11 protein-coding genes are annotated in these 15,670 nt (G+C 37.0%); 4 read left to right on the top strand and 7 right to left on the bottom strand.

Annotation, left to right across the window (positions count from 1 at the left end; translation table 11 throughout):
• Nucleotides 1–65: 65 nt before the first annotated feature.
• Together IR022_RS16405 and IR022_RS16400 are read right to left on the bottom strand one after the other, a co-directional pair.
• Nucleotides 66–1,622 carry a SusD/RagB family nutrient-binding outer membrane lipoprotein gene (locus IR022_RS16405; protein WP_050708356.1) on the bottom strand — a complete coding sequence of 519 codons (1,557 nt, stop codon included), beginning with the start codon at nucleotides 1,620–1,622 and terminating at the stop codon, nucleotides 66–68.
• A 49-nt stretch (nucleotides 1,623–1,671) separates the two neighbouring features.
• Complete coding sequence (locus IR022_RS16400; protein ID WP_242053292.1) at nucleotides 1,672–4,884, bottom strand: SusC/RagA family TonB-linked outer membrane protein; 3,213 nt, start codon at nucleotides 4,882–4,884, stop codon at nucleotides 1,672–1,674.
• 457 nt (nucleotides 4,885–5,341) lie between these two features.
• Between IR022_RS16400 and rlmH the strand changes: the two genes are divergently transcribed.
• The 4 genes from rlmH (at nucleotide 5,342) to IR022_RS16380 (ending at nucleotide 11,696) form a co-directional block, all read left to right on the top strand.
• A complete protein-coding gene (gene rlmH, locus IR022_RS16395; RefSeq protein ID WP_194204531.1) occupies nucleotides 5,342–5,815 on the top strand; it encodes a 23S rRNA (pseudouridine(1915)-N(3))-methyltransferase RlmH in 474 nt (157 codons plus the stop codon).
• Between the two features lie 375 nt (nucleotides 5,816–6,190).
• The gene (locus IR022_RS16390; RefSeq protein ID WP_050708369.1) at nucleotides 6,191–8,836 is read left to right on the top strand and encodes a TonB-dependent receptor; all 2,646 of its coding nucleotides are present in this window, start codon (nucleotides 6,191–6,193) and stop codon (nucleotides 8,834–8,836) included.
• A gap of 19 nt (nucleotides 8,837–8,855) precedes the next feature.
• Nucleotides 8,856–10,778, top strand: a complete 1,923-nt coding sequence (locus IR022_RS16385; RefSeq protein ID WP_194204530.1) for a choice-of-anchor J domain-containing protein — start codon at nucleotides 8,856–8,858, stop codon at nucleotides 10,776–10,778.
• A gap of 126 nt (nucleotides 10,779–10,904) precedes the next feature.
• A complete protein-coding gene (locus tag IR022_RS16380) occupies nucleotides 10,905–11,696 on the top strand; it encodes a TrmH family RNA methyltransferase (RefSeq protein WP_194204529.1) in 792 nt (263 codons plus the stop codon).
• Nucleotides 11,697–11,704: 8 nt separating this feature from the next.
• Here IR022_RS16380 and IR022_RS16375 read toward each other — a convergent pair whose 3' ends face one another.
• The 5 genes from IR022_RS16375 to IR022_RS16355 all read right to left on the bottom strand — a co-directional run bounded on the left by IR022_RS16375 (nucleotide 11,705) and on the right by IR022_RS16355 (nucleotide 15,587).
• Nucleotides 11,705–12,403: a class I SAM-dependent methyltransferase gene (locus tag IR022_RS16375; RefSeq protein WP_194204528.1), complete on the bottom strand. Its 699-nt coding sequence runs from the start codon at nucleotides 12,401–12,403 to the stop codon at nucleotides 11,705–11,707.
• A gap of 110 nt (nucleotides 12,404–12,513) precedes the next feature.
• A complete protein-coding gene (gene secG / locus IR022_RS16370) occupies nucleotides 12,514–12,873 on the bottom strand; it encodes a preprotein translocase subunit SecG (RefSeq protein ID WP_194204527.1) in 360 nt (119 codons plus the stop codon).
• A gap of 5 nt (nucleotides 12,874–12,878) precedes the next feature.
• Nucleotides 12,879–13,778 (bottom strand): hypothetical protein, encoded by a 900-nt coding sequence (locus IR022_RS16365; protein ID WP_194204526.1) that lies wholly within the window; start codon nucleotides 13,776–13,778, stop codon nucleotides 12,879–12,881.
• A 31-nt stretch (nucleotides 13,779–13,809) separates the two neighbouring features.
• On the bottom strand, nucleotides 13,810–14,316 hold the full coding sequence (locus IR022_RS16360) for an LptE family protein (RefSeq protein WP_050708348.1): 507 nt from the start codon (nucleotides 14,314–14,316) through the stop codon (nucleotides 13,810–13,812).
• Nucleotides 14,313–15,587, bottom strand: a complete 1,275-nt coding sequence (locus IR022_RS16355) for a sigma-54 interaction domain-containing protein (RefSeq protein WP_050708347.1) — start codon at nucleotides 15,585–15,587, stop codon at nucleotides 14,313–14,315. The genes IR022_RS16360 and IR022_RS16355 overlap by 4 nt, the downstream gene beginning before the upstream one ends.
• Nucleotides 15,588–15,670 lie beyond the last annotated feature (83 nt).

The following is a 15,670-nucleotide window of genomic DNA, read 5'->3' as shown; positions in this document are numbered from 1 at the left end:
AATAAAGAAGGCTGTCGAAAATAAATCGACAGCCTTTTTCTTATCCTTAAAATATATATTCTATTTTATTTATCCCACCAAACTCTTGATGTCATCTTATCACCATCCGCAAGATTAGCAATTGCAGCCTGATAGTTTGCAGCATTGATAGTTGCTTCCGATATTGGATATGTAAAACGACGTGGAATAGTTCCATTGGTAGCATTACCATAATAGTTGATTTCTTTCAACACTGGGTAACCCGATCTTCTCCAGTTAGCCCAAGCTTCATATTCATCAATAAAGGTAACAACCCAATATTGAGTGTTGATTTGATTCAAAGCATCAGCATCATTATAAGGATTGTCCTGCAAATATTTTGCAATCTGCTCTGAGCTGATTCCCCTTACTCCATAATCCGAAATTTGTTCCATTGCAGCTTTAACAGCAGCCTCGTAATAAGTCTTTGCACTTCCGGCAATCCAACCACGATAAGCAGCCTCAGCCATCAACAATAAATTTTCGGCATGGGTAATCACCAAAGTTGGTGCATCCAATCGAGAATAAGTATAACGATTTACAACCGAGTATTTATTGATATCACCTGGCCAGTTAGGAGCTTTTGAGATATCTGTTGCACCTCCCAGTTGATCGAATCCATTAGGCATACCCAATTGAGCCACAGCTGTAGTGTCTCCGAATTCAAATTTCGAATCCAAGACCCCATATTTAGGATTTTCACAAACTGTTGTAGTATAAATAAGACGTGGATCCTTGGTATTTCTCAAATGATTGAGAAAGGTTAAGCTTACACGAGAAGCATCGGGATCAAGATGGCAAAGCACTTTACCCGAAGCTTGTGCTGCATCATCCGTTGTTGCATCATGCTCTATAGTTGCACTTTCGGCATTATTAGCATACACACCACCATCTACTGCCTTTTTCACCCATTTCTGAGCCTCCGCAGGATCTACTTTCGATAATCTCATACCTAATCTAAGCATTAGCGAATAAGCTGTTTTTCTCCAACCATCAACATCACCTTTATACATAATATCAGCAGCTTTAATATTGTTGGGTTTCGAAGCATCCAATGTTTGAGCAGCCTCATCCAACTCTTTCAACATATCCATATAGATACTTTGCTGAGTGTCGTACTTCGGATATTTAATTCCTGAGATATACCCCTGACCTGCTTCCGAATAGGGAACATCACCATACATATCAGTCATTCTATGCATCAAAAGCACTCGCACAATACGAGTCATCTGAAATTCGTTCACTCTTGTTGCATCATCTTTCCATGCAAAGTACACCTCCATCAATGTTTTTATTCCTGAATCATACGAATCGAAATAGGCGGCATTATAACCTGCATCAAACGTATATTTATCTCCTGCCCAATATCCTTGTGTAGAAGACAAGTGCTGCATCATGGTACTACAATATATGAGATTGTTACGCCAAGCTGCCCAATCGCGTCCTGCAACAAACACCTGCGCACCTGTAAACATCATCTCGAACTTCATTTTATCTCCTGTAACGTGCTGAGGATCGCTGTTTACATCACCAAAGTCTCCGCAACTCGATGAGCCGAACAACAAAGTTACAGCGGTCAGTATATATAATATTTTACTTTTCATATTGTTTCAATTTAAAACTGTTTCATTTAAAATCTGCTATTCTTGTTTCTTAGAATTTCACATTCACATTAAAACCAATGCTTCTTGTTGGTGGATAACCATTCAATTCTAAACCTTGTCCATTTGTGTTATTATAAGCAGATTCAGGATCAATATTAGGAGTATGTTTCAATAGTGTCCAGATATTACGACCAACCAACGATAAGCTCAATGCTTTTACGAAAGAACCGCGAATCATAGATTGAGGCACACGATAAGCAATAGATAATTCCCTCAATTTGATAAAACTTGCATCATATACGAATTCCTCATCAATTGGACTTTCTGACGAAATTCGTCTCCAATACAATTGCGCATCCACAGCTTTAGTATTCGGAGTCCAAACAGGATTACTTGTTGTTCCCGTATTTACAACACCCTTACCAACATAACCACCTTCGCGTCCACCCAGAGTTTCTTTCTGTAAACCTGCGGAATACAAATTGAGATTTGTTCCTGAGAATATTTTAGCTCCAAATTTATAGTCTAACAAGAATGCCATAGAGAAGTCTTTATAACTAAATTCGTTACGGAAACCTCCAGTCACTTTAAAGATACCATTGCCTAGCACTTCTTGGTTATCGCTACGTACTGCATAACCATCTTTATCGTATATTCTGTCTCCATTCTCGTTGGTTTTGTATTTGTACCCAACAATTTGTCCATATGGGTCTCCTACAATATTCATAACCACAGCAGTACCGTTACGAGCCTGTGCACCATCTATCGACAGCGATTTAACGCCTCCCAGATATTTAATTTCACTATTGTTATAAGCAATATTAAAAGACGTATTCCACATAAAGTCTTTCGTTCTCACGGGTACAGCATGTACCATAGCTTCGATCCCTTTATTTTGAATCTCTCCAATATTCATTACAGCACCATAATAGCCCGAAGTATAACTTGTAGATACTGTTGTAATATCGTCTGTTGTTTTCTTTTTATAAACAGCCATATCAAAACCTAAGCGATTGTTTAAGAATTGAACATTCAGACCTGCTTCCCATTCCTGAATTTTCACAGGACGTAAATCCGCATTCGGAATATTACGATTAGTTACCTTACCTACCGATTGTCCTTGAATTTTGAATGTCTCCAATGAATACGTTAAGTAGTTTTGATATGGAATAGTTCCATTCGACGCCTCTGCATAAGATGCTCTGATTTTACCTGAATAAACCCAGTCTGGTAATTTAAAAGCTTCACTAAACATAAAACTAGTACTTACCGATGGATAGAAATAGTGGTTGTTATTAGGATTAAGTGTAGAGAACCAGTCGTTACGACCTGTAAAGTTCAAGAACAGATAATCTTTAAAGCCGAAATCGGCTGTTCCATATACCGAGTTTACACGATACTCGGAGTAAGTTTGTGTATAAGGTCGGTTTGCCACATTATTAGCTGAATAGAAAAAAGGAATAATAAATGGGCCTATTGAACCATCTGTACCGAACGATTTATTTACGGTTCTTTGTGTATTCCCTCCAAATGTAGCATTAATAGAGAACGATTCACCCACTTTTTTATTAAATCCAAGTAAGTAATTACCATTCAACTCATAGTAATTTCTTTCCCACTCCTCAATCTTACCACCTGGATCGGCTCCCGACCCCGTTGGTATTATCAACTGATAATCCATTATATATCCATCGCGAGTTACTTGTCCTTGAGCATACAACCAATCGGTTATATCATACTTAAGAGTTGCACCGGTAGTCAAACGATTGCGGCGGGTAGAATTACTACGCTCATGTGTCAAGAAGTAAGGATTATTGAAATATACGTTATTACCAGGCAACAATTCCGAACGGTCTGTATCAACAGCAGGCTTCAACCATCTTACATCATAAGAGTTTGCTAAATAAAGCAATGTGGCATTTACGTTGGCATTACCATCCGAAAGGTTGGCTCTGTTTCGAACCTTTTCGAAAATATAGTTCGCTGTAACATTAAGGTGTAATTTAGGGGTTATATTATATGTTGTATTCATATTAATCCCTTGTTGCCTCAAGCCTGAATTAGGTATAATTGATTGATCCGTAATATTAGAAAAACCAATACGATATACTATTTTATCTCCACCTTTTCCGCTTAAAGCTACCGATGTCTGATTTGTAATACCCGTATTATAAAACTTTTTCCAGTTATCAACAGGATTGTATGCATATTCATTTCCAAGGAAGTTGATGGCTTTACCACCATCCATTTTTTCTCCCCAACTTGACGAATATGATTCTATCGCAGCAGTCTGCGACATGGGTCTATTATTTTGGGTACCTTGTCCGTACACTTTTTGAAATTCACGATGGTCATAAATAGAATTGAAAGTTAAGTTATTATTAACCTCAATACCTATTCCATCAACAGCTTTCGAACCCGATTTGGTTGTAATCAGAATTGCTCCATTACCTCCTCGATAACCGTACAAGGCAGATGCAGCAGCCCCTTTCAACACTTGAATATCGGCAATATCATCGGCATTAATATTAGATAGCCCGTCGCCCATTTCGGCACCACCCCATGTTCCTGAATTACCTTGTGTACTGTTATCAAACGGAATTCCATCTATAACATACAAAGGTTGGTTATTTCCGGTTAATGAGGCATTACCACGAATTACTACACGACTACTACCACCTGGCCCTGTTGCATTATTGGATACACTTACCCCTGCAACTTTTCCGGTCAAAGCATTTCCCAGATTAATATCACGAGACTCGGTAAAGTCCGACCCTGAAACTTGTGTAGTAGAATAACCTATAGATCGGGCTTGTCGTTTTATACCAAGAGCTGTTACTACAACCTCTCCCAAGACTTGGCTATCCTCATTCAACGTCACATTGACAGTCGTTTTTCCAGCAACGGCAACTTCTTGCGTTCTGAAACCTAGATAACTAAACACAAGAATTGCATTCTGATCGGGAATATTGATAGAATACTTACCATCCAGATCTGAAATAGTTCCACTGGTAGAGCCTTTTACAGTGATTGTTACACCCGACAAAGGCTCTCCCGTCTTATCAACGATCAGCCCTTGTATGGTCTTTGCTTGTTGCTGCTCAACAACTATCAGACTACCCTCATAAGAATTTACAGGGGCAGTCGATGAAGCAAACAAAAGATTACTTGAACAACAGACGGATAATGCTAAGGTTGCAAATGCGGTCCGTTGAAAACTTTTTCCTAAATGAAGATAGGATAATTGAAATTTGTGCATCATAAGATGAAAAGTTAGAGTTTATTTACACGTTGTTTTTCAAAATTTTCGGAGTTATTAGAAATAAAGTAATAGCTATCCGAAATATATTCCTGATTAACAGAATATAGCTTTAAGAAGTGTTTATCATGGTTTGAATTATATTAAGAAATAAAAATCACTACGTAAGTCAACGAGTACAAATTACGGAATATTTCAATAAAAATTGTATCATTATGACAAAAACATCTCAAAAACTACACAAATCACAATCTATCAACAATTTACACACAACACAATAACAAACAATAATTTAATTAACACAAATGAGTAAAAAATAAAGAAAAAAGAGAACTTTTAGAGATTAAAAAAATGACACAATGATATAAAATATAAAAAATAAAGTTTTCCTAAAATATACTATGACAGCCAAACAAAGTCACTGGAATAATCTTATTTTTGTGTTCAAATTCTCTTTTATATGAAAATAAGTCTTCTTGTTATAGGTAAAACTGATGCCGGATATTTTGTGGATGCCATTCGTGAATATGAAAACAGATTAGGACACTATATCCCTTTCGAAATGCAAGTAATACCTGACATCAAAAACACAAAAAGCCTTACCGAAGATCAACAAAAAGAGAAAGAGGGAGAACTAATAATCAAAAACTTACAAGCAGGAGACTATATTGTATTACTAGATGAGCGTGGCAAGGAGCTCTCCTCTATGCAATTTGCTTCGTACATAGAGAAGAAGACACACACAGTTGCAAAACGCCTTGTATTTATCATAGGAGGACCTTATGGTTTTGCTGAAAAAATATACGGTAAAGCTTCCGAAAAAATTTCATTATCCAAGATGACTTTTTCCCACCAAATGATTCGCTTGGTTTTTATAGAACAACTCTACAGAGCAATGACTATACTAAACAACGAACCTTACCATCACGAATAAGACTCAATTTCGGAGCATTTGAAATGTTAATTATTTTAGCGTATGGGTAATTATTTTATTATTTGTTCAGGATTAACTATAAAATACCTTACCTTTGTTACTCATTTAAGTTATCTGTATCGTTATGTGGAGCCATCTCTCCAACAAATGCGTTTTTTTATTGTTTAGATCTCTAGTTTTGCGAGTCTACAAGCCTTGTCGCCTGCAAACTAATCTGGATAAACACAAGTCCCATCATTATATCTCTACTGAATGAATTACTTGTGGAAACATAATAAGAACCTTACAGTTGAGCAACTCAAGCCTCAGCTATCCCCCCTACAGCGTAAAGAAAATCTATTCCTTTTTATAATCCCTAAACTATCAAATTTTATCATGAGGAGAAAACTGCTTTTTCTGCTTTTCACTATTTTATTTAGTTCGATCTCGGCCTTTTCGCAAAATGTGATAAAAGGTACAGTAGTCGATAAAGACACCAAAGAACCCTTAATTGGCGTATCGGTGTATTCTGAAGGAGCCAAAGTTGGAACATCAACAGATCTTGACGGATCGTTCAGTTTAAATGTTTCAACATTACAAGGTAAAGTAACATTCACTTATGTTGGATACAGTCCTCTAAAGCTAGATGCAAAAGGCGATTTAGGTACTGTTGAATTAGAAAGTAGCTCCATAGGTCTTAGAGACGTGGTGGTTACATCTTCTGTTGCAATCAGACGTAAAACTCCGGTAGCAATGTCGGTAGTTGAACCTGAAATGCTAGAAGCTAAATTAAGCTCTCAGGAATTTCCTGAAATTTTGAAATCTACACCGGGGGTATATGCCACTAAACAAGGTGGAGGTTACGGAGACTCGCGTATTACTCTACGTGGATTCGAATCAGCTAATATTGCCGTAATGGTAAATGGCGTTCCTGTTAATGACATGGAATGGGGAGGCGTTTACTGGTCTAACTGGGCTGGGCTTTCAGACGTAACACGCTCGTTACAAGTACAACGTGGTCTTGGAGCATCTAAAATAGCTGCACCATCAGTTGGAGGGACGATTAATATCCTTACTAAATCGACCGATGCTCAAAAAGGAGGATCTGTATTATATAGCTTAGGTAATGACGGATATAACAAAGTTCTTTTCAGCATATCAACAGGTCTTAGCAAAAACGGATGGGCAATGAGTTTTGTTGGAGGTAAGAACTGGGGTAACGGTTATGTAGTAGGTTCGGAATTCGAAGCATATACATGGTACGCTAATATCTCTAAGATAATAAATGCCGATCATCAATTGTCTTTCACTGCTTTCGGATCGCCTCAATGGCACAATCAACGTTATAATAATGACAAAATGTTGATTACAGAATGGCAACAACAAAAAGATAAATACCAATTCAATCCAACTTACGGATTCGATGCTCAAGGACAACGTGTAAATGCTAACCGCAACCGTTATCACAAACCTCAAATTTCATTGAACCACTCATGGTCTATCAATGAAAAATCGAGCTTATCATCTGCACTTTATCTATCTATCGGTGATGGAGCAGGTAATGCATGGAGAGGTAATTCTGCTGTATATTCGAACCTTTATGGAACAACAACAGCAACAGGGACATTAAACCATGCTTACCGTAATCCGCTTACCGGTTATATGGATTACACCAAACTACAAAAAGATAACTCTGAGAATGTGAATGGCTCACAAGCTATATTAACTGAATCTCGTAACAACCATATCTGGACAGGTTTAATCTCAACTTATACAAGTCAACTTACCGACGAAATTAATTTTTACGGAGGTATAGACCTACGTTATTATGCAGGTTTGCACGATGGTAAGATTGTAGATTTGATGGGAGGACAATTTTACATTGACCCTGCTCGTGCCAACATCAAGGATCCCAACAGTACTGTAAATAAATATGATAAATTAAAAGTTGGAGATGTTGTGTATCGTGATAACACAGGATATGTTGTTCAAGAAGGAGTATTCTCTCAAGCAGAATATAACAAAGACGCATTAAGTGTATTTATCTCTGGATCTGTATCAAACAACACCTATTGGAAAGTTGACAGATTCTATTACAGCAAAGGAAATCAGAAATCGGAAGTAAAAAGCTTCCTTGGATTCAACATCAAAGGAGGAGCCAACTACAACATAAGCGAAGAACATAACGTATTCTTTAATACAGGATATGTATCTCGTGCTCCATTTATGAGTGGTGGTTATTTTACATCTATACACACCAGCAATGCTGTGAATAAGAATGCGATTAACGAAAAACTATTCTCAGCAGAGGTTGGATATGGATATCGCTCTAAAATCTTCACAGCTAACCTGAACGTGTATTACACAAAATGGATGGACAGAACTTCTGTTAGATCGTTTGGTAATGATCAGAATGCATTTGTCAATCTGGGAGGACTTGATGCACGTCACCAAGGTATAGAACTTGATATGGTGTTTAAACCAACACATAATCTGGAACTAACCGGTATGGTATCTCTTGGAGATTGGATATGGGATAGTAAAGCTTCGGGGTTAGTTTATGACGCATATGGACAACCAAGTGATGGAAAGAATGTAATCACTCCTGAAGAGCAACTTCCGATCACAATCGACATGAAAGGCGTTAAAGTAGGTAACTCTGCTCAAACAACTTTTGCTGCAGGAGCAAGCTACAAATTATTAGATGGTCTTACTGTTGGAGCAGACTTTACATTCTTGGCTAATAACTACGCTGATTATGCAATAGAAGTTCCCGATATTGGCGGAACATATAAATACTATACTCCTTTTAAAGTGCCAGATGTAGGATTATTGGACTTACGAGCAAATTACCGATTCAAGATGGGACCTTTCGATGCCAATTTGATGGGTAATGTGAATAACGCTTTAAATCAGGTATACATTTCAGATTCCAGAGATTTAAATCCTAGAAATCCGGGAACTCACAATGACTGGACACAGGTTGCTGTGATGTATGGTTTTGGAAGAACATATACTACTACCTTGAAAGTGAATTTTTAATCGGAAATAGAAAATGAAAATGAATAAATATATATTATTATTGGTAATAATACTCACAGGTATATTTTCATCTTGTGATTATAATGATCGATTCGACGGATTCGACGAGCTTTCGAGACCTAAAAATGTATTGCAAGAAAACTATACGTTTGCAGCGGAAGATATTGCCACCATTGCAAAGGCATTAAATGCGAATAAGAATGCAAAAGATTCGGCAACCGCAAAAATTCTGAATGCTGATAAGATGTTTTCTGAAGCAGCTGATGCAAAACTACTTATGCCCTATTTGCTAGCAGCGAGGTACTACTCGGCAGACGTTAAATCGTCGGTAAAAGTGACTTACGATTTCAAAGAAGGACGAAACAAAGTTGTGACCAACCTATCTACTGCTCCTTATGTAGTTACAGAGAGCGATTACAAACTAATCTGGGGTGATAATTTTGTAACAGCTTTTACACCTAGCAAATCTCCTGAAAAATCGATACCTGTAATTCTAACAAAGAATGTAGCTTCTCCTAAAGAAGGAATGTTCAAAAATGTAGAGTATTATTATTCAGCAGAAGAACCAGTAACAACTATCGTAGAAAGTAAAATTTTCGAAGAAGATTTTGATAGCCATCCTGCCGGATCGGGAGTATTAGTAGCTATCGACGCTTGGATTAATAAAGACCTGAAAGGCTCTATTGGCTGGCAAAACAGAACATATTCTAACAATAATTATGCTCAAGTTTCGTCTTACAATACTAAAGCTGTTAATGATGTTAGATTAATCACCAAAGTTATTGATTTGACAGGAATGAATAGCCCTAAATTTACATTCGACATTGTTGTTGGTAATTTTACTGCCAGCTGTTTATCAATAGAAGTTTCTGACAATTTTGATGGAAAAGAATCTAATATAACAGCTGCAACATGGAAAGATGTTACAAGCAGCTTTACCATACCTCAACCTGCTAGTGGTTACACTACATGGGCAAGTGCGGGCACCTTAGATTTGAAAGCATACAAGGGCAAGAAAGTTTATATCTCATTCAAATATTCGGGAGATGATACTTCAACTCCAAAGAAAACTACAACTTATCAATTAGATAATGTAAGAGCCTTTGATGAGATAATGGGCATAGATGTAAAAAACAAAGAATTACAATATACAGCTTACAAGTACAGAAATGCTAAATGGCAATCGGCTGCCGACTCGGTAGTTAGCCTTCAGCCAGCAGATTATGATGCTATGGGTCTGAAGTTCTTAACTACAGCACAAGCACCCAATTTCTTACCTGCATTCCTGAGACTTAAATTTCCTTTTGCACAAGAAGGATTCACTAAAACAGTTGTATACAAAACATCTGCAACCGCATGTTATGCCGATGAATACATATTTTCTAAAGGAACATGGTCTGCTAATACTTTCGTTCTTACAATAACAGATCAGTTCCTTCTTTCGAACCAAGGATGGGTATTCGATCCTACTCTTCATTTCCTTTTGAAAAAGGGAAAAGAACCAACAGATGGTTATATGATGGTAGTAAATTATGTAGCAGCTCATCAAGCAATAGCAAATCCAGCATTAGTAAGTAGTTACGGGGATTCTGAATTTTATTACGGTTTCAATGCTAACTATGGTAATATAACCTATCGCGATAAGGACAGATCTATAGATCCTGCATATCCAGCATCGGGAACCATTCAGGAGAAAGTTGCGTTTATGGATCAACGTACTATTGAAGCTATGCAGTTAATTCTTACACTTAAATACCCTGATGCGCAACCTCAGGTAAATGGAATTGATCAAATGGCAGAAGTCACAGGACTTATCTATTCGAATCCTTCGAGTAATAACTCTAACGAAAACTGGACATACACTCTTCAATGTGTAGGAAATAAAGAATGGAAATATATCCAAAGAGTATCTGAATACGGAACTATTGAGAAAGCTGAATAAGAAAAGCTAATTCAATCACTATATACTTAAAGAGCTTGCCCGAAAAGGCAAGCTCTTTTGTTTTTCTTATTTTATTCGGATAGGTCGAGAAATTTATATTCCTTTGCAACTCATTTATTTTATGTTATGGAACGAATTACTAGTCTGCAAAATAATCGTATAAAAAATATAGTAAAATTGAGTAAAGCTAAAGAACGCAAAGCTCAGAACCTTTTTATATTAGAAGGTGCACGAGAACTTTCCCTCGCACTTTCTGTGGGTTACATAATAGATTCGGTATTTATTTGTCCTGAATTATTTGATAAAACAGACTATCCACAAGTTTTGAACACTATCAATGATGATGTTAAATATGAGGTATCGGAACAAGTATTTGAGAAAATAGCTTACCGTGAAGGCTCGGATGGACTCATTACACTAGCTAAACCAAAGTCTCATACTTTATCAGACCTTAAGCTGAACGACAATCCTTTTATTATTATACTCGAGGCTGTAGAAAAACCCGGAAACTTAGGGGCTATACTTAGAAGTGCTGATGCAGCGCAAGTAGATGCAGTAATTATTTGTGACCCATTGACAGATATATATAATCCCAATGCAATAAGATCGAGTGTAGGATGTATCTTTACCGTACCCACTGCCATTTGCTCCTCTGACGAGGCTCTAATATGGCTAAAAGCGAACAAGATCAAATCGTTTGCAGCCGAATTACAAGCATCAAATTGGTATCACGAAGAAAACTACACACAACCTTCTGCAATTGTTATGGGAACAGAAGCTGATGGACTCACTTCCTTCTGGCTGAATAATGCTGATCGTAGGATTAAAATTCCGATGAGGGGTAAAATTGACTCCCTGAATGTATCAGTCTCTACGGCAGTTATAACCTTCGAGGCTATGCGACAACGAGGTTTTTAATCTATTACTTATATTTTACGTAATCTAACAATAGCAATGATCGGGTATTCTTTATTCTTATCCACCTCTTCTATAAAACCATCCATTACAAATCCCACTTCGAAACATTGTCGCAGTAAGTCATTTAAAGGTCTGTGATAATAGTAATGCAATACAGGCTGCCCTTCTATTGCAATATCTTCGTGAGCATAAGCTGTCATATACCTCCCTTCAGGTCTTTCGAAACAAGGATGATGTGTAGCAAAAACAAATACACCTCCTGTTTTCAACATTTCGTAAACAGCTTTTAGTAATGGTTCTATATCAGAGATATCCATTATTGCCATATTAGAAACAGCCTTATCAAAAGGTCGCTTTCCCCTTAATGATAATAGTTGAGAATAGTCAGTTGCATCACAAACATGAAAGCTAATTTTAGACAACCAATCAGCGCGTCTTTTCTTAGCATGAGCAATGAGCTTTTCACTATAATCAAGAGCAATAACATAAGCCCCAGATTCGGCTAACCGCTCAGAAAAATTACCATTACCGCAAGCAATATCCAAAATCAGATCATTTTCTTTACTATCTAATAGCTTTTCTACTGATGGTCGTACTATATTGCAATGAAAATAGTTAGATTGCTGCCCCATGACTGAATCCCAATAATCAGCATTAGTTTCCCAGCGCTGTTTACTATCTTCATTAGTTTCACTAAAATTACTCATATCTTCCTTTTTTAAAATCGCTCAACTACAAACAAAAAAGAAGAGAAAAGCAACAGTTACGAAGCTTTTCTCTTTATATATTTAAGGACTCTTATTAGCTTAGACTAAAATTAATTAGCTGGCTCTGGAGTTGACTCTGGCGCTTGTGGCAATTGAGGAACCGCTGTTGGTTGTGGCGATTGCATATCAGGAGCTTCAGTATTATCAACTGGTGCTGCTATCTGAAGTGGTTGTCTATTTTGAGTATTGCTAGTTATCACTTTTGTACTTACCATACTTAAAAGAATAACTGTTCCAGCCAAAACCCATGTAGTTTTTTCCAAAACGTCAGCTGTTTTAGGAGCTCCCATAAATTGGTTAGACGATGAAAAATTAGAAGATAAACCTCCACCTTTTGATTTTTGAACTAAAACAACCAAGACCAAAACAATAGACACTATAATGGTCAAAATAGAAAGAACAATTTCCATATCTTTTATTTATTTTTATTCGAATTTTTTATTACTTTTTCTAAAAATGATAATTGGTCTGCAAAGTAAATATTTTTTTCGGGATAATTCAAGCTCAAACGCTTAATAATTTCATATGCACGGTTATATTTCTTCTGTTTAATATAAATATTAGCAAGAGTTTGCGTAAAAAAGAAATCATCATCCAATTCCTCCTCTGTTTCATCCTGTAAAGGCACATCGTCTCCATCATATAAATTATCTTCGATTGATGGATCAAAAGTGATTCGCAGGCTTTCTTTATCCTGAGCTTTAGTCATAAAGCTATCAATAATACTCTGATGCTTCAGTTGAACAGTATCTTCAAAAGATTCAAGTTCCTCTACAATTTCAAGTTCTGTCTCTATACTATCAGATACAATAGCCTCTTCCGTTCCTTTATTATGAATATCTATATCCTCTATCGAAAACGAAGGGATACTATCAACATTAACCTTCTCATCAAGTGCTGTATCTTCAGAGGACTCGAGATATGAAAAGTAATCAAGAGAAGCCATGCTCGAATTTATTATAGCATGCTCCAACTCTCGTTGTTCATCCACGTTATCCAGAGTCTCAAAAAATGCGCTTATTAGCACATTGGTACGGCTCTCGGATAAGGTATGCCCCGTTTGTTTCTGAAATTCTTTATATTCGGCACTCATTACATAATAAAACAGCGCCTTCCTATCCATTACAAAAGGAGCTAATCTATTTAGTTCCGAGGAAAAATTATCCGATTCGCAAACATGCAAACACTTTATATAAGTATATAATCCGGCTTGAAAAAAGGGGTATTTTTTCGTCAATAGTTGCAATTTAAGGAGCATAGAAGCATCTGGCTCTTTCTTCAATTCAACCAATTCATAAAAATCCTTTATATTCATAGCCTTCTCGTATTTTCAGGTATTATATATATTACCAATTTGCCATTGTCGCATTAAATATCTGGTCTACAATCTCCTTATTCAATTCTTCTACCAGCTCGGCCTCTATGTCCGTCAACATCTTATTACTATCGAAATTCTGATAAGCAGAGAAAGTTTCCTCTTTATCCTCTTGAGGATTTACGTTATTATGAAAACGCATCCTTACGGTCATCGTCAAACGCGTTTGCGATGCAAATTGACCATCCTGCACGGCCAAAGGCATAAGATCATAACCTATAATCTCTCCTTCTATCTCAAGGTCAGCAACTCTGTTTGTAACTAACTGAAGTTTTGTATTTCGAAGAAACACATCTCTCATATGCTCACTAAACTCTTGTGACAACTGAGGATATACTAGTCTGGCTTGATTCTGAAAATCTTTAATTTCTAAAGTCTTTATCTTACTATAATCAATCGATGCACCATTAAACTGGTACGAAATACGACACGATACAGCAACTACTAATATTAATAAGCAAGAAATCAGTTTTCTCATAAATTCTCTAAATTGTATTCTTTGATTTTTCGATACAATGTACGCTCCGATATTTTTAAATCCTGAGCCGCATATTTACGTTTTCCACTATGGCGCTCAAGAGCTTTTTTAATCATATCCTTCTCCACATCCTGAAGCGAAACAGCTTCCTCTTCATAATCGTTGGAGTCTATATCCTCTGCATCTTTCGATATAGGAAGAGAGGCTACAGATGGATTCTCATTATATTTAACGGGAACTGTTATGTTCGTATTTGTATCTTTATCAATCACAGTAAATGCAGATGATGTAGGAATTACCGATTCACTTCCTAAATGAGAAGAATCTTTACCGGCAATCAGATCATGCACAACCTTCTTTAATTCATTCATATCTTTTCTCATATCAAAAAGCACTTGATAGAGAATTTCACGCTCGCTATTAAACAACTTATTATCAGTTCCGCCTGCATTGATAGTCCCTATGGGTACGATACCTACTTCGTTTGCAGGAAGATATTGTTTTAATATATCAGAGCCAATTTCTCTCACCTGTTCGATAATGGAAATTTGTTCTGTTATATTTTTTAGTTGACGCACATTTCCCGGCCATCTGTAATTCTTCAAAACTTCGCGTGCATCAGCAGTTAAAGCAATAGATGGCATTTGATATTTTTCGGCACATTCGCTCGCAAATTTCCTGAATAGTAGAGGAATATCATCCTTACGCTCTCGTAATGCTGGTACACGAATCGGAACAGTATTTAAACGATAATATAAATCTTCGCGAAACCTTCCGTTTGCCGTAGCTGTCACCATATCCAGATTGGTTGCAGCAACTACTCGCACATCGGTTTTCTCCACTTTCGAAGAGCCTACTTTCATATACTCTCCACTTTCCAGAACACGTAACAAACGAGCCTGAGTAGATAAAGGAAGCTCCCCTACCTCATCCAGAAATAGAGTTCCTCCATTGGCAACTTCAAAGTATCCCTTACGTTCGCCTGTAGCTCCTGTAAAAGAACCTTTCTCATGCCCGAATAACTCTGAATCGATTGTTCCTTCCGGAATAGAGCCACAGTTTACTGCGATATAAGTACCATGCTTACGGCGACTAAACTGATGGATAATCTGCGGGAAACTTTCCTTTCCGACTCCACTCTCTCCTGTCACCAACACAGACATATCTGTGGGCGCAACCTGCAAAGCTATATCAATAGCTCTGTTCAAATCGGGACTATTGCCAATAATTCCAAATCGTTGCTTTACCTGTTGCATATCGGGTTTTGCCATATCGTATAATTATAAGTGCTTTGTCAGCTATACTGACAAATTTACATATTTAATTTGATCTCAAACAAACGAACCTCCTAAAA

The sequence above is a fragment of the Dysgonomonas sp. GY617 genome (assembly GCF_015233815.1).
Lineage (GTDB): Bacteria > Bacteroidota > Bacteroidia > Bacteroidales > Dysgonomonadaceae > Dysgonomonas_A.
The sequence above is the reverse complement of the archived record's forward strand: the minus strand, read 5'-3'. Positions and strand labels throughout refer to the sequence as shown.